This is a genomic window from Shewanella sp. POL2 (assembly GCF_000282755.1).
Classification (GTDB): Bacteria; Pseudomonadota; Gammaproteobacteria; order Enterobacterales; family Shewanellaceae; genus Shewanella; species Shewanella xiamenensis.
In genome coordinates this window covers 37,661-56,394 of sequence record NZ_AKZL01000002.1, presented here as the reverse complement: position 1 = coordinate 56,394, position 18,734 = coordinate 37,661, and the positions used below count along the sequence as shown (strand labels likewise).

Below are 18,734 nucleotides of genomic sequence, written 5' to 3'. Positions count from 1 at the left end.
AAAAGTTAACCTTAGTTTTGGTCTAATGCCGAATAAAACAGCGTACAAGACATTTATTTGGCCTAACCTGTTGCTCTTGCGGTAGATCTTGTTGTGTAGAGTATAGATGGAAATGAGTTGCTGATTTGAAGCATGTGATTTTTATGGTGCAATTGTGGCCAAAATGTAGGGGTAAGGCAAGTAAAAAGAAGGCGCTCAATGAGCGCCTTCTTCCGTGGAGATTACATATTCGGGTAGTTTGGACCGCCGCCGCCCTCGGGCGTCACCCAAGTAATATTTTGGCTAGGATCTTTAATGTCACAGGTTTTGCAATGGATGCAGTTTTGCGCATTGATAACAAACTTCGGTTGACCCGCTTCTTCAACAATTTCGTACACGCCAGCAGGGCAGTAACGCTGGGCGGGCTCGTTAAATTGCGTCAGGTTTATCCCGAGCGGAATGCTGTTGTCTTTTAAGCGTAGATGGCAAGGCTGGTCTTCCTCATGATAGGTGCTCGAAAGGTAGACTGAAGAGAGCTTATCGAAGCTGAGTTTGCCATCGGGTTTGGGGTAATCAATCTTGTTGTAGGCGCTTACTGGGGCCATTTGTGCATAGTCTGGGTGTTCATCACGCAGGGTGATCGGGAACTTACCACCGAACCAGTTTTGATCTATGTAGTTAAATGCACCGCCAAGGAAAGTGCCAAACTTATGCATTGCCGGGCCAAAGTTGCGCGACTTATATAGCTCTTCGTGTAACCAGCTTTCTTCCAGATGGGTTTGGAAACAATCCAGATCTTTACCGCCTTCGACCTCGGCCATCATTGCCTTGGCTAAGGTTTCAGCCGCGACAATGCCGCTCTTCATGGCGGTATGCGTGCCTTTGATCTTGGCAAAGTTTAAAGTGCCCGCATCGCAACCAATCAGCAAACCGCCGGGGAAACTCATCTTTGGCAGTGAGTTCAGGCCACCTTTAGTGATAGCACGTGCACCATAGCTCAAACGCTCGCCGCCAGTTAAGTATTTGGCGATGACTGGGTGAGTCTTATAACGCTGAAACTCATCGAATGGACTTAAATGGGGGTTTTTGTAATTGAGGTCGATAATCAGACCCACGGCAATTTGGTTGTCTTCCATATGATAGAGGAAGCCACCACCCGAGGCGCCATCGGTTAATGGCCAACCACCTGTGTGCACCACTTTACCTTGTTCGTGTTGTTCGGCGGGCACTTTCCAGATTTCTTTAAAGCCTAGGCCGTAATGTTGTGGTGTTTTACCATTATCTAAGTGGTATTTCGCGATCAGCTGTTTGCCTAAGTGACCACGGCAGCCTTCTGAGAACACGGTATATTTGGCGTGAAGCTCCATGCCGGGCATAAAGCTGTCTTTGGGTTGGCCATCGGTGCCGACGCCCATATCGCCAATCAGGATACCCTTCACGCTGTTATCTTCATTGAAGAGTAATTCGCTGGCGGCAAAGCCGGGGAAAATTTCTACGCCGAGTTCTTCAGCACGGGTCGCGAGCCAGCGACAGAGATTACCTACGCTGACAATATAGTTGCCTTCGTTGTGCATGGTTTTCGGCACAAATGCATTGGGCATGAGTTTGCTGTCGGTAGCGGAGTTGAGTAGATAGATTTCATCGTGGGTCACGGCGGTGGTGACGGGGGCGCCTTTATCACGCCAGTCGCTGAATAGCTCGTCTAATACCCTTGGTTCGAATACGGCGCCTGATAGAATATGCGCGCCCACTTCGGAGCCTTTTTCTACCACGCAAACGGTAATTTCTTTACCTGAATCCTTTGATATCTGCATTAATCGACACGCAGTCGCCAAGCCAGCTGGGCCAGCGCCGACGATAACAACATCGAATTCCATTGATTCGCGTTCCATCAGTTCACCTTTTCCTTCGCTTATCCCCAATTTATATTGGGTGTTGTAGTTTGTTTGTAAACGGGCGTTTTATTACTAATGTCCACCTTACCTCAAAATCACCGCAGGGCACAGGGGCTAAGCAGGCTGTTTAGCCTAAAGAATGACAAATCTTTGGGTGAGCACTGTCACAGATTGTTCACGCTCAGTTGAAGCGGATCAAGAAATACCTGTTTAGGGGTATAGCTAGCCAATACTTTCGGCTTATAATCACGGCTGACGGTTCTCCGAGCTTGCCTACCTAAGTCAACAGATATGGTGGTGTAGCCGTGGCAATAAGGCCACTGGGGTGAGTAAAGAAATGCACTCGCCTCCCACACTTGGAAAGGTGATCATGTCTCAATTACAAGACAATTTTGGTCGTAAATTTCATTACTTACGGATGTCAGTCACTGACGTTTGTAACTTCAAATGCAGCTATTGCCTCCCCGATGGTTATCATCCGAATGGCAAGCAACAGTTTTTATCTCTCAGTGAGATAGAAAACTTGGTGTCCGCATTTAGCCTCGTTGGTACTCAAAAAATCCGTATCACAGGCGGCGAACCCACGCTGCGTAAAGATTTTACCGATATTATTCGAGTGGTCGCTGATAATCCGCGTATTCATACTGTAGCCACTACCACTAATGGGTATAGGCTCGAGAAGCATGCCCAAGAGTGGTTCGATGCTGGTCTGCGCCGCATCAATGTGTCGGTGGATAGCTTAGATCCCAAGATGTTTTACCAGATCACCGGCGAGAATAAGTTCGACGAGGTGATGCGTGGTATCGATGCTGCATTATCCGCGGGCTTTGAGCGCGTAAAAGTCAATGCGGTATTGCTCAAAGGCATGAACGATAAAGATTTACCGCGCTTTTTGAATTGGATTAAGCACACGCCCATCGATCTGCGTTTTATTGAGTTAATGGAAACCGGCCTTGGCCGCGAGTATTTCCAAGCCCACCACTTAGCGGGTGCCGATATTAAAGCTCAGTTGCTTGCCAACGGCTGGCAATTGGATACACCCCGTGCCGACGATGGCCCTGCGCAAAACTTCAGCCACAGTGACTTTAAGGGCCGTATCGGCTTGATCATGCCCTACGCTACTAACTTCTGTGCGAGCTGTAATCGCTTGCGGGTCTCGGCCAAAGGTAAGTTGCACTTGTGCCTGTTTACCGAGTCCGGCATTGATTTGCGTGATCTACTGCAACACCCGAGTCAGCAAGCGGAATTAATCGAGCGGTTACACGGTCAACTGGCACAGAAGAAAGAAACCCATTATCTGCATCAGGGCATTACTGGCGTAACTCAGCATTTGGCCTCGATTGGCGGTTAATCTAACGTAGGTTTTAGTCTGCTTATCGCGTTATCTTTCATTTAGTTAGGTTTCGCGATTGCGCTCAATTTCCAATATGCTTGAATTTAGCAGCAGTTTAAAGGATCGCTTCAATGAGCAATGTATTTACCCATATTAATGCCGACGGCAATGCCCACATGGTCGATGTGACCGAAAAAGCCGTGACCGAGCGTGAGGCCCGTGCCGAAGCCTTTATCGAAATGGCAAGCACGACTCTTGAGATGATTATGAGCGGTAGTCATCACAAAGGTGATGTGTTTGCCACTGCCCGTATCGCGGGGATCCAAGCGGCGAAAAAGACCTCGGATTTAATCCCTCTCTGCCATCCATTAATGCTCACCAAGGTCGAAGTCGAACTTGAGGCTCAGCCTGAGCACAATCGTGTGCGCATCACTAGCCTGTGTAAATTATCCGGCAAGACCGGTGTCGAAATGGAGGCGCTCACGGCGGCCTCTGTTGCAGCGCTGACGATTTATGACATGTGCAAAGCCGTGCAGAAAAACATGGTGATTTCACAGGTGCGCCTGCTCGAAAAACGCGGCGGCAAGTCGGGACACTTTAAAGCTGAATAACGTAAAGCGAGATAAGAATATGATTAACGTGTTGTTTTTTGCCCAAGTTCGTGAGCTTTTAGGAACTGCCCAACTGAGTGTTGAAGCGAGCGAGCAGACACAAACCGCAGAAGGATTACGCGCAACACTGGCGGCCACCGACGATAAATGGGCCAAAGTGTTAGCCTCGGATAAATTACTGGTGGCGGTGAATCAAACCATCAGCCAGTGGGATACTCGAGTGAGCGATGGTGATGAAGTCGCCTTCTTCCCGCCTGTGACAGGAGGTTGATATGCGTTTACTGCCAAATGTGCGGGTGCAAACCGTCGATTTTAATGTGGCCGATGAGTACCACCAATTAGCCCAAGACAATAGCGATGGCGCCGTTGTCACCTTTGTGGGCAAGGTGCGCGACTTTAACGATGGCTCAGTGGTGACTGACCTGACTTTAGAGCACTATCCGGGTATGACGGAGCGTGTTCTTGAGCAAATCGTTGCCGAGGCGCGTGAGCGTTGGCCGCTCAATAAAGTCACTGTTATCCACCGTGTCGGTACTATGGCGCTGGGTGAGCAAATTGTGTTTATCGGCGTCACCAGTGCCCATCGCAAGGCGGCGTTTGCAGCCTGCGAATTCTTAATCGACTTTTTGAAAACCAAAGCCCCTTTCTGGAAATTAGAAGCCGGGGACAAGGGTAAGAATTGGGTCGAGGCCAAGGACGCCGATGAGCAAGCGGCGCAATTGTGGCAACACAAAGACTAACGTAAGACTGAGTTAGCAGTAGGCGAGAGAGGTGAGTTTATGCATGGTGTGACAGGGTTAGGCAAAATCTGGAGTCTAGTATTTTCTCTAGCATTGTCGTGCTGTGTCGCTTTGATGCCTGCCGTTAGCCGCGCCGAGACTGTGCCTGCGATTGCGGCCGCCGCCAATATCAAGTTTGCCCTCGATGATATTGTTAAAAACTTCAGCGCCGAAACTGGGCTCAAGGTGCGAGTCTCCTACGGCTCATCGGGTAATTTTGTCGCGCAAATTCAACATGGGGCGCCATTTGAAATGTTGCTTAGTGCCGATGAGCGTTATATCCATGAGCTGCAAAAAGCGGGCTTTACCCGCGATGAAGGCGTGCAATACGCAGTGGGTCGCCTAGCCTTAGTCGCCCCAAACAAGTCCCCTTTAATCTTGGATACTGAACTTAACGGCGTAAAAGCCCTACTCGCCGCGGGTAAGTTGGAGCGCTTTGCGATTGCTAACCCTGAGCATGCGCCCTATGGCGAACGCGCCCGTGAACTGTTGCAAAAACTAGGCTTGTGGGATGGTCTACAAACCAAGCTAATCCTAGGTGAAAATGCCTCCCAAGCGGCGCAATTTGCCGTGAGTGGCTCCACTCAAGGCGGTATTATTCCGTTATCGCTTGCCTTAGCGCCCCAGTTTAAAGCATTAGGCCAAGCAATTGCTTTACCCGAAGATCTTCACGGCCCACTTTATCAGCGTATGGTGCTAACGCCTAAAGCGGGGGTAACTGCGGAGCGTTTTTATCAATATCTTCAATCTGATGCCGCCAGAGCCGTATTCCTGCAATACGGATTTGGTCTACCCGCTCAGTAAGGTCTTCAATGGATTGGCAGGCGCTTTGGTTATCGGTCAAACTCAGTAGCATCACAGTCTTGGTGCTGATCCCCCTATCGATTCTTGCTGGGCGCGCCTTGGCTTATCGGCAGTTTATCGGTAAGTCTTGGGTTGAGGCGCTCATCATGGTGCCCCTAGTCTTACCGCCGACTGTGATTGGTTATTACTTGTTGGTGGGGCTTGGCAGCCAAAGCTGGTTAGGGCAATGGTTAGAGCGCCTAACTGGACAGCAGTTAGTGTTTCATTTCTCGGGGTTAGTGCTGGCATCCGTGCTGGTGAATATTCCCTTTGCGTTGCAACCGATACAACGTGCCTTTGAGGCGGTTCCCCACGATGTGCGCGATGCTGCGGCTTGTTGCGGCATGAGCAAACTTAAAATTCTACTCAAAATTGAATTGCCTATGGTCTGGCCGGGGGTGTTGACCGCCATAGTGCTGTGTTTCTCCCATGTGCTGGGTGAGTTTGGGGTGGTGCTGATGATGGGCGGGAATATTGCCGGCGAGACCAAGACGATATCGATCTCCATTTATGACAGCGTGCAGGCCTTCGATTTTGGCGCAGCAGGTACTATGTCATTGGTATTGTTGTTATTTGCGATTACCGCATTGGCTCTCACCACCAGTTTATCGCGGCGTTTAGGAGGTCAGGGTGGCGCAAATCATCGCTGATCTGCATTGCCAGATCCAAAACCATAAGCATATAAAACTGAGTGCCGAATTTAGCTGCAAGGCGGGTGAGGTGTTAGCGGTCGTAGGGCCTTCGGGCGGCGGTAAGACGACGTTACTGCGGATGATCGCAGGGCTTAATCATCCCGACACGGGCAGTATTGTGTTTGGTGAAACGCCATGGTTCGACAATAAAAGCCGCACCGCGCTAACGCCGCAGCAGCGCCATATTGGCTATATGCCACAGCATTTTGGCTTATTTCCCAATCTTACCGCGCTCGAGAACGTGGTTGCAGGGCTTGACCATATTCCCAAGTCGGAGCGAGTTGCTAGGGCGAAGGATTGGTTAGAACGGGTTAATTTACATGGTTTGCCCGATAGACTGCCTATGCACCTCTCTGGAGGTCAGCGGCAACGGGTTGCGCTTGCTCGCGCCCTTGCCCGTGAACCTTCAGTGCTACTGCTCGATGAGCCATTTTCGGCGGTGGACAGAGAAACCCGCGAGCGTTTGTATCTCGAACTTGCGCGACTCAAAGAGCAACTGCTTTGCCCCGTGATTATGGTGACCCACGATTTAAACGAAGCACTGCTGCTGGCCGATTCGATGATCTTGATTAGCCAAGGCCAGATGTTACAGCAGGGCGCGCCGTTTGAGGTGTTATCGCGGCCACGTAACGAGGCCGTTGCGCGGCAGATGGGCTTAAGGAATATTTTCGATGGCGAAGTGGTGTTTCAAGACAGCACTAAGGACATTACTTGGCTCAAATTTGGTGAGCAGCTAATCGCCAGTGATTTTGGCAAAGACCGCAGTGTTGGCAGTAAAGTTCGCTGGGTCATCCCCAATCAGGGTATTCGATTTAACGCCATTTCAAATGGACGTTTATGCCGTAGTTTTAATAAGTTAGATGTGACAATCGACTCTTTACTTGTGATGGGCGAGTCAGTGCGGGTAGTCTGTTATGCTACCGGGACTAAACTACAGCTTAATACGGAAGTGTCATTTCATCTCGCACAGAAGCTTGGCCTAACCAAGGGGATGCAAACCACGGTTGCGCTCAAATCTGAGCAAATTCATATTTTAGAGTAGATTAATGACGTTTTTTACCGAGTAATCCCATCCAAAATGTTCCTTCAAAAAGCATACCTAAGATGATAAACGTCACAGCGCTTGTGGCGCTGCCATAGGCGTAGGCGCTTAATGCTCCAAGCAGTAGCAAACTTAAGCTAATCCAGCGTGTAATTGGTTTCATATGCACTCCGATTTAAATGGCCGTTTAGTTGACTCTAGAACAACGGGATTGCATTGCCAATCGTACTTTTTGACGACACAGATGCGCTAAAATACCAGCTGAAATTCAATTAGTGTGATTTTAAATGGCTAAATGATGGGTTTTTACGGTAAATGTCATACTTCAAAATCCCCAGATGATCAAAGCTTAATCTTGTTTCCATCGGTGTTTCAGTAGGTATTAGGTAAACTGAATACATTCGTCAGTGTTGGCAGAGCCTGAATCAATCGGATTGAGCAATCCACATGGGTGATGAACTAGGCGCCGTCATAGACAAACAGTGATAGAGATTATGGTAGCTTTGGTACGCCATCGACATCTAACTGTTTGTCTCATAAGATACAAACTTAGCCGATTTTTATGGAGGAACCATGAGACTATGGTTGCTAGGATTCATGTTGGTATCTGGGATTGCCACCGCAGCCCAGAGCATGTATTCGATGCTTTCGAGCGGTGAATATCTGCCGCCGTTAAGCGTGATGCAGCAAATTGAGAAGGATTTTCCTGGCGTGATTGCCGAGTTTGAAATGGAAATGCAGGAAGGCGAATTAGTCTACCAATTTGAGTTGATTAATCCGCTGGCGAATGCGATTACCCGTTTCGAATACCGGGCGCGAGATGGTAAGTTATTGAAACAAAAAGCGGGTAAAGTCACTGCCGACGATGTTGGCGAAGTGGAAGCCGCACGCCTTATCAGCACTAAGCATCAAACCTTCTCCGGCATTATCGCGATGGCGACTAAGGACCATAAGGCCTTTTTGACCGATGCGAAGTTAGATCATGACTTAGGTATCAGCTACTTAGAGTTAAAGTTGCTGGATGATACTGGTAAGTATAAATTGGCATTCGATATTGAAAATTTACGGCAACTACCTTTACTTAAGTGGGATTAGAATACAGATATCGCCACTAAGTGAAGACAGGGGAGCGTAGTATAAAGATGAAAATACTTTTAGTTGAAGATGATGCGACAACGATCGACTACATCGTCAAAGGATTTCTTGAGCAGGGGCATAATATTGAGACCGCCAGCGATGGTCATCAAGGCCTGCTGCAAGCCACCAGTGGTCAGTACGACCTATTGATTCTCGATCGCATGTTGCCTCAACTCGATGGTTTGAAACTGCTGGCCGCCCTCAGAGCCACGGGTAACCAAACCCCAGTGCTTATCCTGTCTGCGTTGGCCCATGTGGATGAAAGGGTGAAAGGCCTGCGTGCGGGCGGCGATGATTACATGACTAAGCCCTTTGCCTTTTCGGAGCTGCTGGTGCGGGCCGAAAAACTGATGCAACGGGGCCAATCCGTGCCAATTACCACAGATCTGGTAGTCGGTGGCTTAAAAATGGAGCTGCTTACCCGCAATGTGACCTTAGATGGGCACGATTTAATGCTGCAACCCAAAGAATTCCAACTGCTTAAGTATCTGATGGAACACGCCAATCAGGTGATTAGCCGCACGCTATTATTCGAAGCGGTGTGGGATTATCACTTCGATCCCCGCACCAATGTGATCGACGTGCATATCGCCAAGTTACGTCGCAAGTTTGAAGAGTTAGGCCACGGTGAATTGATTGAAACCGTAAGGGGAGCGGGTTATCGCTTACGCCAAAGGCATTAAGCCTTACCAAAGCAGCGCCTGGCGCATTACTATTATCTTCTCGACCTTAGTGACTGTGATCATAGGCGCTTTGCTGTTTGCCCTTTATCGGCAGCTCATTATCGAACAGCAGTACCAAGTGACTCAGTATCTCGAGTCAGAAACCCAACGCTATCAACAGCTTGCTCTTACTGTCGACCGTCGTAGTTTTGCGGCGCAAATTCGTGCCGCCGATCCGCAGACGGCGCTCATCGCCTGGCGCAACAGTTATGACATGGTTGGTGCCTTAAGCTTTATGCCTGAAGGCATGCCCATGCTGCCACAAACACGGGATTTCCCGATTTTAACTGGCGGCCCTGATAAGCTGCATATCCTCACCGGCGGGTTAGTGATGACCCGCTATGGCCCTGTGCTCATCGCGACCCGTACCGATAACTTAGCCACCTTGATCGATAAGTTTATCAGTGCGGCGGCCACGGCTGTGATGTTGACCATAGTGTTAACCTTGGCGCTGGGCTATTTGTTTTCTAAGGCGATTTTGCGCCGCTTAGTGCAGTACAACCGCTTGAGTGAGCAAATTGAGCGGGGGCATTACGACACCCGTCTGCCGCTCAGTTGGCGTCAGGACGAGTTCGATATGTTGGCGCTGCAGTTTAATAACGTATTGGATATTCTTGAGAATAACCTGATGGCGGTGCGCGGGGTGACAGATAATATTGCCCACGACTTGCGCACGCCTCTATCGCATATTCGCATTGGTCTTGAGGAGTTGGCGGCCAAATCCCCCGATGAAATCAGCGAAGGTTGCGCGATTTTGACCGAAGAGCTCGACCACTGTCTTGCGACCTTCGATGCTATGCTCTCGCTGACACGCATCGAGGAAGGGCAGCAAACCTTAGACTTGCAGGAGCTGAGTTTGGCGCAGCTATGTACCGATTTGTTGGACATGGCCGACGCGGTCGCCGAGTCGAATGAGCAAACCTTGAGTCTGTCGCTGTTATCGGATCATAAGATTCATGGTGACAAGTATTTGTTGTTCCAAGCCTTATATAACTTGGTCGACAATGCGATGAAGTACTCAGGCCAAGGCGCTCGCATCGATATTATTCAATCCGGCGCCCAAATTAAGATTTGCGATAACGGCCCTGGGATCCCCGATGACAGCAAAGAAAGAGTATTTGAACGTTTAGTTCGCCTCGACCCAAGCCGCCATTTGCAGGGTACAGGTTTAGGATTATCTATGGTCAAAGCGATTCTGTCGCGGCACAATGCGCAAATTACTCTTTCGGATAATCATCCCGGCCTTGTGGTTACTATCCAGTTTTAGGCCAATATCCGCGTGACAGTGTTAGGAACCCCATGTACCGAATCATAGCCAATGAGGCTGATTTTCTTGTTATTTCTAAATCGCCGAATGTGCATTTTCACAGCCAAGATGGCACTGCGGGTGTCGTTGCACAGTTGGAGCAGGATTTAGGGATAAAACTCTTTGCCGTGCATCGGCTCGATACCCCGACCTCAGGGCTGTTACTGTTAACCAAACATCCGGCGGCGGCGCGGCAGTTGACTGAGCTGTTTAGCGCCCATCGAGTACAGAAATACTATCTCGCCCTCGCCAAAGGTAAGCCGAAAAAGAAGCAAGGCTGGGTGATTGGCGATATGGCTAAATCCCGCCGCAGTATGTTTAAGTTACTGCGAACCAAAGAAAATCCAGCGATTACCCAATTCTTTTCCGTCAGTGTTGGCGATGGGCTACGGTTGTATTTACTCAAACCCCACTCGGGGAAAACCCATCAGTTACGGGTCGCGCTTGCTAGCCTTGGTGTGCCAATCTTGGGCGATGCCCTCTATGGCTCCGATGTCGCCGACCGCTGTTATCTGCACGCCTATTGCCTGCATTTTCGTTATCAACATGGAGATGGCAGTTGGCAGGATTATGCGTATCTTGATATGCCTGAGCAGGGCGAGCTCTTTTTAACTGAGGCTGTCAGTGAGGCGCTAACATTTTGGCAAGCACCAGAGACTTTAGAGTGGCCTGAACGATAGGTGTTTATTGGGAGGGGAATGCTTGGCAGATCCGGTCGCGCCCCTCAGACTTTGCTTGATACATGGCATGATCGGCTTCAATCAATAGTTTGTCTGGCTGACATCCTTGATAAATCGTGGCGTAACCCACGCTTGCGCAAAGTTGGACTTTTTTATCCTGCCAGTTAATTGGATTTTCCCTCAGTACCCGATGTAATTTATCCGCAACGGCTCTTGCGGATGGTGCGCTTGTGGCTGGCAGTAAAACCAAAAACTCTTCCCCACCATGACGACACAGGACATCGTGTTCCCGTAATACCGAGTGAAATAATCTTGCCGCTGTCAGCAGGGCGAGGTCACCAACATCATGACCATAGTGATCATTTATATGTTTGAAATGGTCGAGATCGAGCAAGATCACGCTATAAGGCTCTGCATTTTTCTGCCAGCGTTGGTGGGTTGTGGTGAGTCTTTTTTGCATTGCGCGTCGATTCCACAGCCCTGTGAGCTGGTCTTTTTCAGCCAACATTCTGATTTTACTCACCAGACGAGTCATCGCATTACCTATCATCAGGATATTGATAAGTAAGGCTAAGAACACATAAAACCACAGCACAGGAATGGCTTCAATCGTGTGCATGGCAATAAATATTGGCGTTTCACTCGGCGATAACAGGGCGATGAAAAACCGAATCATGAAGATGATAGCCATCGCGATTAAGGGGGTGATCATGGCAATCGCTATCTTATTGCCAGTCTCTCTGCGGATAGCGTAATAGTTATCTCGACTGAGCATCACAAAAGATAGTGCTGCATTGGCTGAAAAAAGCATGGCGAGTATCGGTTGAGATTGGACATTTGGGGGAACCATCAACATGAGCGCTGCGGTGATTGCGAGCATAGTGAGATCGAGCTTAGTGCTGTGCTGTAAGCGGAACAGATATTGCGTGCCCCAACGCAGCATGATAAATCCGAGTAAGATAACAATATCTGCGCAAAACCAGTAGAGGTAACTATTTGATTCGGTTCTTAGAGTGTTGAGAATGATGCCGATAAATACACAGATATTCGCAAGGGAAAAGCGTATGCTGGCTAATTTGGCAATGTTCAATGGTTTGGCGATTAATCCCCATGCAATAGCGGCTGTACCTGTCAGCAGACAGATAAATTTAATCAGTAGAAGGGCTTGGGGATCAAATTCCATGGCGGCGTTCAATTTTCCTTTAACTATAGATGGCTTTTGGCATTTTTGTTTAAATTGGCTGAATGTTAAGTAAAGACCTGTGCCACAACGCCCAAGCCACAGGTTGATAATGCAATGGTTTCAAACCGGTGGGCTAACGACGAAGTTAAAAACTGCTTACTCGTCATTTATTACGGTTTAAGGATGGCCTGCTGTCGATATAAACAAATGACTATGAGTCATTATTGTGATTCTATTGCCTCCCGTTGTGGTATTTTTAAACGCGGGCGTAGGCAAAGATCTGTTAATTATCATAGTGCTGTGTTTATTTTTCGGGTTCCCGCCCTACCGTTGTCACTAAGGTGTAGCGTGTTTCAATGAGCCAATAAAAAGCGCAACCTAAGTTGCGCTGATTATCGATTTCACCTGTTCGTTAATTAAAACGCCACGGTATAACCTATAGTGGCAGTACGACCCATACCTTTGAAATAACGATCATTTGTACCCATGGTTTGTGAGTAGTAGTTGAAATAATCCTTATTAAACAGGTTTTGTACACCAATGCTTAAGGTACCCGTGTAGAGCGGCATTGAAAATGACGCGTCGACAGTGGTGTAACCATCAAACTCGGCATATTTAGCACCTTTGGCATTTTCAAAATCACGGTCCATAAAGTAATTTGCTTGAACACGTGTCGACATTTCATTATCGAAGTTGTGGGTCCAGAATAAGTTGATACGATTCGGTGAAATATTGGCGCCATCGAGATCGGTATCGACCTTATTATCGCCGTTTACATCGTATTCGCCCCGTTGCAGTGCGATGTTCATGCCCAAATCATCATTGCTTGTCAGATAAGCGGTGACATTCGCTTCGATCCCATCAATGACGCTTTTTTCACGTTTTACATCATAGAAACCGTCGCTGTTTAAGGCTAAACGGGCACCAAAATCGGTAGCAGAACGGTAGTAAGCAATCTTAGCACTTAAGAAACTACCTTGATAATCGGCACCCAATTCAACGTTATCCGTCACGATTGGAGTTAAGGCTAAAGAGTCACTAATGCTTGGATTGGCGCCGGGGAAACTGTTTCCGTCACGCAGAATACGGCCAATGTCCGGCATGCCAAAACCTTGGTTGTAGCTAGTGTAGACGCGGATATCCGGCGTGATTTTATAGGATAAACCGACATTGAATAAGGTTTCATCAAAGGTGGCTTCGCCCCCCGCGATTTGCTTATTGCCAGCGCCATAGAGGGTTTTGTAGTCATCAACATTGAGGGTAGCGTGTTCGTAACGCACACCCGTTGATACGGTTAAATCTTTAATTAAATCATAGTCTAACTGTAGATACGGCGCGAAGTTATCATAGGTGCTTTCAGGTACCCAAGAGAACCCAGTTTTCACTAAGTCCTGTTCAGTCGTATCGCGGAACAAGTCGATACCATAGGCCGCATCGATGCCAGTATCGGCAATGTTTTTCGCGATTAACGAAGTTTTTAGGCCCCATTTAACCGAAGAGTTGCGTGATTGCTCGTAGTATAAGTGTTCGCCTTTGCTATTTACACCGCATTGAACCACTTGATCGCTGCCTTCAAAGGAAGGATCGTAGAAGCTATCGAAGCAACCACCGCCGTACACTGCTTTAAAGTCTTGATTAAACAACTGCATGTTGAGCTGTTGGCCTGCAATGTTTTCGTGGCTATAGGTCAAACTGGTGGTGGTGACTTGGTTATTAGCCGCTTCCCAGGGCTGTTTTTGTTCCACGGCACCGGTTGGAATACCATTGGGTTTATTACCTGCAACGGCCATCCAGTCGCCATTGTTATCCATGTTGTAATGGTTAACCATCAGCTCTAGGCGTGACTCGGTAAAGTTGTGGCCTAATTTGATGAAGAAGTCCTTACTCTGGCTATCCATAGACTCGCCTTGCGTCGTGTCCACCCCAATCACATCGTGATTGGCATCGTAGTAAACCCCGTTATTGCGATAGCTGACCGAGCCTAGCATATCGATCAATTTTGACTCGCCTGAAAACGCATAGCTGGCACCAAAACTGACACCGTTAGACTTGAGTGAGTCAGGGACTGTGACATCAAAGCTAGCGACGTGCTGGTTATCGCCCGTGGGCTTTTTGGTGATGTAGTTGATAATACCGCCCTGTGCGCCTAGGCCGTGCATCGCATTGGCGCCGTGAATAATTTCAATGCGTTCAATCATTGCAGGATCGATAGTTTGTCCTGAGCGACCACCGCTGCGCAGCGGGTTCGATTGCGGCACGCCATCGATCATAATTAATGGTGCACGACCACGCAGGGTTTCACCCGTATTACTCATCTTTTGGCGGCTAGGTGAAAAGCTTGGTGCTAAGTTGCCAATAATGGTCGACAGATCTTTGGTGGTGCGGAACTGTTCTTCGAGTTGCACGCGGTCGATAATGGTCACTGTATTAGGAATCGAGCTTGGGGATTTATCCATACGGCTCGCGGTCACGGTAATTCTTTCTATTTCTTTGTTTTTATTTATTTCCGTGTCGGATTTTTCTTGTGCAATAGCGGATTGGGTGAGTGCTGCAAAGACAGCGAGAGCAACAAACGAGGTTTTGAACGTCATATAACTTCCTGCTAAGGGCGTGTGAATTTGCTACACCGAATTCCTTGGCATCAGACTCTTCCGTTAAACAACATTGCAAATGATAGTGATTTTTATTAACTTTGGATGATAAGGAAGTCATTCAAGGTTGTCTAGTCGATCTGTAAATCAAACGAGCTAAAATGTGGCGTTTTTTGCAACTTGTGACTCGGATAGCAATTATAGGTGTATTAAGGTTGAGGGTTTATCTTCATCCTGCTGATTTGTTGCTGTGGCTTAGGATGACTATAATAGCGGCTTTAATTGTGCCTAAATACAACCCTTATGAACCGCAAAAAGAAAATTAATCAAACGCTTAAGCAGAAGGCGAAAAAAGCTAATGCCAAGCTTCACACCAGTAATAAACCTAAATATATCGCGAAAGCAGAACGAGTTGCACAGGCTCTCGCGGCAGAAAATGAGCTAGAAGTGCCCGTTGAGTGAGCCGTTAATCTCTAACAGTTAAATCCTCAATAAAGCTTACTTAGCCTCTAAATACTCAATGGGATTGAGATAAAAAGCCTTTTTATATCCTTGGGTTGAAGTGTCTATTCGCCAAGGTCTTGGGAACAGGCTTAAAATGGAATAGTGCAAATGGGGTGGTTTACCTTGAGCATTGCCAGTTGTACCGACTGTGCCTAGCGTTTCTCCACCTGTCGCGAATAAGCCTGTCGATGCTTCAATGCTGCCTAGGTGCGCAAAATAATGAATTTGCCATTTAGGGCCGAGTCCAACAACGACTTTTCCGCCTTTTAAAAAGTCACCTTTGTACAGCAGTAGCATGGGCGTTGGTGCGATAACCGGGGTACTCGTGGCCGCAAATATATCGATACCCTTGTGTGTGCCCGAGCTTCCCCAAGGCTCATACCAAAAGGTTTGGCTATTCCAATCCTTATTCGTGGCACCTTTTACGGGGATGATAGGTTGTTCAGGTACCAAGCATCCGGCAAGGAAAAAGAGTGCGAGAGTGAATGCGGTATATTTCAGTTTCATTATTATCTCTTACATAAATCTTTTAGTGAAACTCACTGAATTCTCGCCAGTTTGTCGGATATTGCAGGCGCTCGGTTTCACCAAGTGATAACCAATAGGGTCGCCAAAACGTATCGCACCAAAACTCAAGGTTCCCTTGCAAACTCCCAAGTGTATCAGGATCAACATCGGGAAAACTTTCCCAAGGAGCAGGCGGCGCGGCCTTAAAGGTAATAAGCTGTTGCAATAGATTGATATCATTGGTGATGAGCAGTACGCTGAACCCCGAAAAATCTGCATATTGCTGTAAAAATACAGTTGTCTGTAGGTTGGTGTGATGCAGTACGCCATTAAATGGCGCGTCAGAATCTACATGTTCGAATCCCGCCTGGCAAAGTAAAGTGTCGAGTCGTTGTTTATCTTGATCATTCAACAAGCAATGGAGTTGATAGGCGGATAATTCAGTCTCAGTTGTTGGCGTGACTAAGGGATAAGCTTGGTAGTGAGGCAAAGTGAGACTCGCAGTTACCTCACCACCAAAGAGTGCTTGAAGATCAGTTGCCTGTGAGCGAGTTGTCGCTTTTATGGCTAATAGCCGTTTTACCCAGTTAAAAATCCCCATAGCTTATTCCTTAATGGCCATCGCAGGGTCGATAAAGCCGCCCGTTTCTGTTATCACCTTAGGGCTTATTGCCTCCCAACGTAACCATCCTTTGGCGCGTGGTGCGTTTATATACCAGAGTCCAGCCCGTTGTTCTAAGGGAAAATATTCCCTTGATGGGGCAAATGGGCCGGGGTTTTGCTGGGCGATTTCGATACTGTTGTCCGTGACGGCCGCGATAATGGCGACATGGCCATAGGGATTAAACATCCATGGGGCAAAGACCAGTAAATCATCAGCCATAGGTTTGCTTTGGCTGCCATTGGTAAATTGGCGCAGCGCACGTTTTTCATTCCAACTGCCATCAGTGAGCAGATTATCGAAGAAGTCCCTGGCATGCCCAAAACTGTCAGGCATTTTGTGTTGATATCGTTGGTAAAAGTAGCGCTTAACAAATTCAACGCATTGATATTTTATGCCGAGGTTATAGCCGTCGAGGGAGAGGTTGCGTCCCTCATTAGTGTTAACGCCACCGTTATAGTAAATCTCGATTCCATTGAGGGAGTCGATAATGTCACCCACTTGGTGATCAGTGTTGAAGTGATAGCGTGTAAGCAACTGATAGCCGAGAAAACTGACGCTAAGCCCCAGACCCACAATCAGCATCCATAAGCGAAAACCTTTAATCATCTTTAGTACGACATTCTCAAAAGATAAATTGATTCAGCATGATATAAGGCGGGATTGTATGCTGCTGTTGCTAAAGACGTCTAGCTGATAAGGGAATGTGGCGGGAGCTTAATACTTTCGTACTGAGCGCTTGCACATCTTTAATTCATCAGGCCGATAGCGTTAATGTGCTATCGGCCTGATTATATGTGCTTATTAACGCAAACTAACTTTACAGTAGCGCAGTTGCCAACAGATAACCCACGGTTGATGCTGTACTAACACCAATCAGTCCTGGGATAATAAAGCTGTGGTTAATGATGAACTTACCAATTTTAGTGGTACCTGAGCGATCGAAACCGATACAGGCCAAATCGCTTGGATAAGTGGGCAGCACAAAGTAGCCATAACTGGCGGGTAAAAAAGCAATTAATAGCTTAGGATCGACACCTAAAGCTAATCCCATCGGTGCAATCGCCGTGAGCGCGGCCGCTTGGCTATTGACCAGTTTGGAGATTAAAAACAGCACTAGGGCATAGGTCCAAGGCTGGTTTTGCACTACGTGGGAGAGGTTTTCCTTCAGTACATCCATATGGCTGATAAAGTAAGTATCGCTCATCCACGCCACGCCAAATACCGAGAATATCGCCACCATACCCGCTTTAAAAACCGGACCATTGGCAATTTCAGCTGGCTTGACTTTGCAGCTCATCAAAATAAAGGCGCCTGCAATCAACATCATCATTTGGATCACTAGGTTCATCGACAGTGGCGCGAGCTTGCCTTTCTCTTCAAACACTGGACGCAGCTCGCTAAAGGAACCGAGTAATACCACTGCGGCGATAGCGGCAAAGAAGATCCCTGTTGCCCAATACGCTTCTTTGGGGAAGGTTTGATTCAGCAGCGTTTCGCCCTTGTCGTAGATAAAGGCTCTTTGCACAGGATCTTGAATTCGCTCTTGAAACTCTTCGTCTTTATCTAAATCTTTGCCGCGACGTAGGCTCCACAGTGCCGCCACTAACACACCGCAAAGGGAGGCTGGCACCGACACCATTAAAATGTCCAGCATGCTGTAGGCATGGCCAACACCGTGCTGCGCCGCCAAAATCGATACCATAGAAACGACGGCGACTGATACAGGGGAGGCGCAAATCGCCATTTGTGAGGCGACGGAGGCGACCGCCATGGGGCGTTCTGGGCGAATGTTTTTCTTCAGAGCAATGTCAGAGATAATCGGGAACATGGTGTAAACCACATGGCCTGTACCGCACAAAAAGGTGAGCGTCCATGTAGTTAACGGTGCCAGAATGGTGATGTACTGTGGATGGCGGCGCAGTAAACGTTCGGCAAACTGCATCATCACATCTAAGCCGCCTGCGGTTTGCAATACTGCGGCACAACCGATAACCGCAAGAATGGTTAACATCACTTGCACTGGTGGCTGTCCGGGGGCGAGACCAAAGACAAACGTCAGTAAAAATAAACCTATACCACTTATCAACCCGAGCCCCATACCACCATAGCGGGTGCCCAGTAGCAAGCAGCCGAGTACGACAATAAATTCCATTAAAATCATTTTGATTTACCCCTGCGGAACCTGCCGCGCTATTTGTATTAGGACTAGCTGTATTTGGCGTTATTTTGCGAGGCGATTGACTTTGATAACTTGCGCTGGCGCAAG

The 18,734-nt window shown here is 48.0% G+C and carries 21 protein-coding genes and 1 riboswitch; of the genes, 13 read left to right on the top strand and 8 right to left on the bottom strand.

Features of this window, described 5'->3' with window-relative positions; translation table 11 throughout:
• Positions 1-221 precede the first annotated feature (221 nt).
• Entirely contained in the window at positions 222-1,871 is a 1,650-nt protein-coding gene (locus SHEWPOL2_RS00875; protein ID WP_037425071.1) for an electron transfer flavoprotein-ubiquinone oxidoreductase, read from the bottom strand.
• A gap of 252 nt (positions 1,872-2,123) precedes the next feature.
• Positions 2,124-2,257, top strand: a riboswitch (molybdenum cofactor riboswitch).
• Here SHEWPOL2_RS00875 and moaA point away from each other — a divergent pair.
• From moaA to SHEWPOL2_RS00840, 7 genes are all read left to right on the top strand, one after another.
• The gene (moaA, locus tag SHEWPOL2_RS00870) at positions 2,245-3,225 is read left to right on the top strand and encodes a GTP 3',8-cyclase MoaA (RefSeq protein WP_037425068.1); all 981 of its coding nucleotides are present in this window, start codon (positions 2,245-2,247) and stop codon (positions 3,223-3,225) included. (Overlaps the previous riboswitch by 13 nt.)
• A gap of 113 nt (positions 3,226-3,338) precedes the next feature.
• Entirely contained in the window at positions 3,339-3,818 is a 480-nt protein-coding gene (gene moaC / locus SHEWPOL2_RS00865) for a cyclic pyranopterin monophosphate synthase MoaC (protein WP_037425066.1), read from the top strand.
• Positions 3,819-3,837: 19 nt separating this feature from the next.
• Positions 3,838-4,089, top strand: a complete 252-nt coding sequence (gene moaD / locus SHEWPOL2_RS00860; RefSeq protein WP_011621081.1) for a molybdopterin synthase sulfur carrier subunit — start codon at positions 3,838-3,840, stop codon at positions 4,087-4,089.
• Between the two features lies 1 nt (position 4,090).
• A complete protein-coding gene (moaE, locus tag SHEWPOL2_RS00855) occupies positions 4,091-4,558 on the top strand; it encodes a molybdopterin synthase catalytic subunit MoaE (RefSeq protein WP_023265973.1) in 468 nt (155 codons plus the stop codon).
• Positions 4,559-4,597: 39 nt separating this feature from the next.
• Complete coding sequence (gene modA, locus SHEWPOL2_RS00850; RefSeq protein WP_037425062.1) at positions 4,598-5,401, top strand: molybdate ABC transporter substrate-binding protein; 804 nt, start codon at positions 4,598-4,600, stop codon at positions 5,399-5,401.
• A gap of 8 nt (positions 5,402-5,409) precedes the next feature.
• A complete protein-coding gene (modB, locus tag SHEWPOL2_RS00845) occupies positions 5,410-6,090 on the top strand; it encodes a molybdate ABC transporter permease subunit (RefSeq protein WP_037423148.1) in 681 nt (226 codons plus the stop codon).
• Positions 6,071-7,174 (top strand): ABC transporter ATP-binding protein, encoded by a 1,104-nt coding sequence (locus SHEWPOL2_RS00840; RefSeq protein ID WP_037425060.1) that lies wholly within the window; start codon positions 6,071-6,073, stop codon positions 7,172-7,174. The genes modB and SHEWPOL2_RS00840 overlap by 20 nt, the downstream gene beginning before the upstream one ends.
• Before the next feature lies 1 nt (position 7,175).
• On the opposite strand, the gene SHEWPOL2_RS22625 is transcribed toward SHEWPOL2_RS00840, so the two are convergent.
• The gene (locus SHEWPOL2_RS22625) at positions 7,176-7,337 is read right to left on the bottom strand and encodes a hypothetical protein (RefSeq protein WP_037425058.1); all 162 of its coding nucleotides are present in this window, start codon (positions 7,335-7,337) and stop codon (positions 7,176-7,178) included.
• A gap of 410 nt (positions 7,338-7,747) precedes the next feature.
• Here SHEWPOL2_RS22625 and SHEWPOL2_RS00830 point away from each other — a divergent pair, with 410 nt between their 5' ends.
• Genes SHEWPOL2_RS00830 through SHEWPOL2_RS00815 form a run of 4 tightly spaced genes read left to right on the top strand, consistent with a single transcriptional unit; the run spans position 7,748 to position 11,019 of the window.
• Positions 7,748-8,269 (top strand): hypothetical protein, encoded by a 522-nt coding sequence (locus SHEWPOL2_RS00830; RefSeq protein WP_011715517.1) that lies wholly within the window; start codon positions 7,748-7,750, stop codon positions 8,267-8,269.
• Between the two features lie 47 nt (positions 8,270-8,316).
• Positions 8,317-8,994: a response regulator transcription factor gene (locus SHEWPOL2_RS00825; RefSeq protein WP_011621087.1), complete on the top strand. Its 678-nt coding sequence runs from the start codon at positions 8,317-8,319 to the stop codon at positions 8,992-8,994.
• 49 nt (positions 8,995-9,043) lie between these two features.
• Positions 9,044-10,300: a HAMP domain-containing histidine kinase gene (locus tag SHEWPOL2_RS00820; RefSeq protein ID WP_023265978.1), complete on the top strand. Its 1,257-nt coding sequence runs from the start codon at positions 9,044-9,046 to the stop codon at positions 10,298-10,300.
• Positions 10,301-10,332: 32 nt separating this feature from the next.
• Complete coding sequence (locus SHEWPOL2_RS00815; protein ID WP_037425055.1) at positions 10,333-11,019, top strand: TIGR01621 family pseudouridine synthase; 687 nt, start codon at positions 10,333-10,335, stop codon at positions 11,017-11,019.
• 4 nt (positions 11,020-11,023) lie between these two features.
• On the opposite strand, the gene SHEWPOL2_RS00810 is transcribed toward SHEWPOL2_RS00815, so the two are convergent.
• A complete protein-coding gene (locus SHEWPOL2_RS00810) occupies positions 11,024-12,202 on the bottom strand; it encodes a GGDEF domain-containing protein (protein ID WP_037425053.1) in 1,179 nt (392 codons plus the stop codon).
• A gap of 220 nt (positions 12,203-12,422) precedes the next feature.
• Between SHEWPOL2_RS00810 and SHEWPOL2_RS22335 the strand changes: the two genes are divergently transcribed.
• A complete protein-coding gene (locus tag SHEWPOL2_RS22335) occupies positions 12,423-12,542 on the top strand; it encodes a YqaE/Pmp3 family membrane protein (RefSeq protein ID WP_239642723.1) in 120 nt (39 codons plus the stop codon).
• A 76-nt stretch (positions 12,543-12,618) separates the two neighbouring features.
• Here the strand turns inward: SHEWPOL2_RS22335 and SHEWPOL2_RS00805 are convergent, their stop codons facing one another.
• Positions 12,619-14,793, bottom strand: coding sequence for a TonB-dependent receptor (locus SHEWPOL2_RS00805; protein ID WP_037425049.1), 2,175 nt, complete (start codon positions 14,791-14,793; stop codon positions 12,619-12,621).
• Between the two features lie 303 nt (positions 14,794-15,096).
• Between SHEWPOL2_RS00805 and SHEWPOL2_RS00800 the strand changes: the two genes are divergently transcribed.
• Positions 15,097-15,255 (top strand): DUF2986 domain-containing protein, encoded by a 159-nt coding sequence (locus SHEWPOL2_RS00800; RefSeq protein ID WP_037425046.1) that lies wholly within the window; start codon positions 15,097-15,099, stop codon positions 15,253-15,255.
• A 36-nt stretch (positions 15,256-15,291) separates the two neighbouring features.
• On the opposite strand, the gene SHEWPOL2_RS00795 is transcribed toward SHEWPOL2_RS00800, so the two are convergent.
• From SHEWPOL2_RS00795 to SHEWPOL2_RS00780, 4 genes are all read right to left on the bottom strand, one after another.
• Positions 15,292-15,804, bottom strand: a complete 513-nt coding sequence (locus SHEWPOL2_RS00795) for a M23 family metallopeptidase (RefSeq protein WP_037425044.1) — start codon at positions 15,802-15,804, stop codon at positions 15,292-15,294.
• Positions 15,805-15,826: 22 nt separating this feature from the next.
• Positions 15,827-16,405 carry a hypothetical protein gene (locus tag SHEWPOL2_RS00790; protein WP_037425042.1) on the bottom strand — a complete coding sequence of 193 codons (579 nt, stop codon included), beginning with the start codon at positions 16,403-16,405 and terminating at the stop codon, positions 15,827-15,829.
• A gap of 3 nt (positions 16,406-16,408) precedes the next feature.
• Positions 16,409-17,074 carry a CHAP domain-containing protein gene (locus SHEWPOL2_RS00785; RefSeq protein ID WP_037425039.1) on the bottom strand — a complete coding sequence of 222 codons (666 nt, stop codon included), beginning with the start codon at positions 17,072-17,074 and terminating at the stop codon, positions 16,409-16,411.
• Between the two features lie 211 nt (positions 17,075-17,285).
• Positions 17,286-18,629 carry an anaerobic C4-dicarboxylate transporter gene (locus SHEWPOL2_RS00780; RefSeq protein WP_037423187.1) on the bottom strand — a complete coding sequence of 448 codons (1,344 nt, stop codon included), beginning with the start codon at positions 18,627-18,629 and terminating at the stop codon, positions 17,286-17,288.
• Between the last annotated feature and the right edge of the window lie 105 nt (positions 18,630-18,734).

What these genes read in the sequence shown, in the direction of transcription:
- moaC (WP_037425066.1), top strand. Translation starts at nt 3,339, where the DNA reads ATGAGCAATGTATTTACCCATATTAATGCCGACGGCAATGCCCACATG.
- SHEWPOL2_RS00830 (WP_011715517.1), top strand. Translation starts at nt 7,748, where the DNA reads ATGAGACTATGGTTGCTAGGATTCATGTTGGTATCTGGGATTGCCACC.
- SHEWPOL2_RS00795 (WP_037425044.1), bottom strand. Translation starts at nt 15,804, where the DNA reads ATGAAACTGAAATATACCGCATTCACTCTCGCACTCTTTTTCCTTGCC.
- moaD (WP_011621081.1), top strand. Translation starts at nt 3,838, where the DNA reads ATGATTAACGTGTTGTTTTTTGCCCAAGTTCGTGAGCTTTTAGGAACT.
- SHEWPOL2_RS22625 (WP_037425058.1), bottom strand. Translation starts at nt 7,337, where the DNA reads ATGAAACCAATTACACGCTGGATTAGCTTAAGTTTGCTACTGCTTGGA.
- modA (WP_037425062.1), top strand. Translation starts at nt 4,598, where the DNA reads ATGCATGGTGTGACAGGGTTAGGCAAAATCTGGAGTCTAGTATTTTCT.
- SHEWPOL2_RS00810 (WP_037425053.1), bottom strand. Translation starts at nt 12,202, where the DNA reads ATGGAATTTGATCCCCAAGCCCTTCTACTGATTAAATTTATCTGTCTG.
- moaE (WP_023265973.1), top strand. Translation starts at nt 4,091, where the DNA reads ATGCGTTTACTGCCAAATGTGCGGGTGCAAACCGTCGATTTTAATGTG.
- moaA (WP_037425068.1), top strand. Translation starts at nt 2,245, where the DNA reads ATGTCTCAATTACAAGACAATTTTGGTCGTAAATTTCATTACTTACGG.
- SHEWPOL2_RS00785 (WP_037425039.1), bottom strand. Translation starts at nt 17,074, where the DNA reads ATGATTAAAGGTTTTCGCTTATGGATGCTGATTGTGGGTCTGGGGCTT.
- SHEWPOL2_RS00825 (WP_011621087.1), top strand. Translation starts at nt 8,317, where the DNA reads ATGAAAATACTTTTAGTTGAAGATGATGCGACAACGATCGACTACATC.
- SHEWPOL2_RS00800 (WP_037425046.1), top strand. Translation starts at nt 15,097, where the DNA reads ATGAACCGCAAAAAGAAAATTAATCAAACGCTTAAGCAGAAGGCGAAA.
- SHEWPOL2_RS00875 (WP_037425071.1), bottom strand. Translation starts at nt 1,871, where the DNA reads ATGGAACGCGAATCAATGGAATTCGATGTTGTTATCGTCGGCGCTGGC.
- SHEWPOL2_RS00780 (WP_037423187.1), bottom strand. Translation starts at nt 18,629, where the DNA reads ATGATTTTAATGGAATTTATTGTCGTACTCGGCTGCTTGCTACTGGGC.
- SHEWPOL2_RS00815 (WP_037425055.1), top strand. Translation starts at nt 10,333, where the DNA reads ATGTACCGAATCATAGCCAATGAGGCTGATTTTCTTGTTATTTCTAAA.
- SHEWPOL2_RS00790 (WP_037425042.1), bottom strand. Translation starts at nt 16,405, where the DNA reads ATGGGGATTTTTAACTGGGTAAAACGGCTATTAGCCATAAAAGCGACA.
- modB (WP_037423148.1), top strand. Translation starts at nt 5,410, where the DNA reads ATGGATTGGCAGGCGCTTTGGTTATCGGTCAAACTCAGTAGCATCACA.
- SHEWPOL2_RS00805 (WP_037425049.1), bottom strand. Translation starts at nt 14,793, where the DNA reads ATGACGTTCAAAACCTCGTTTGTTGCTCTCGCTGTCTTTGCAGCACTC.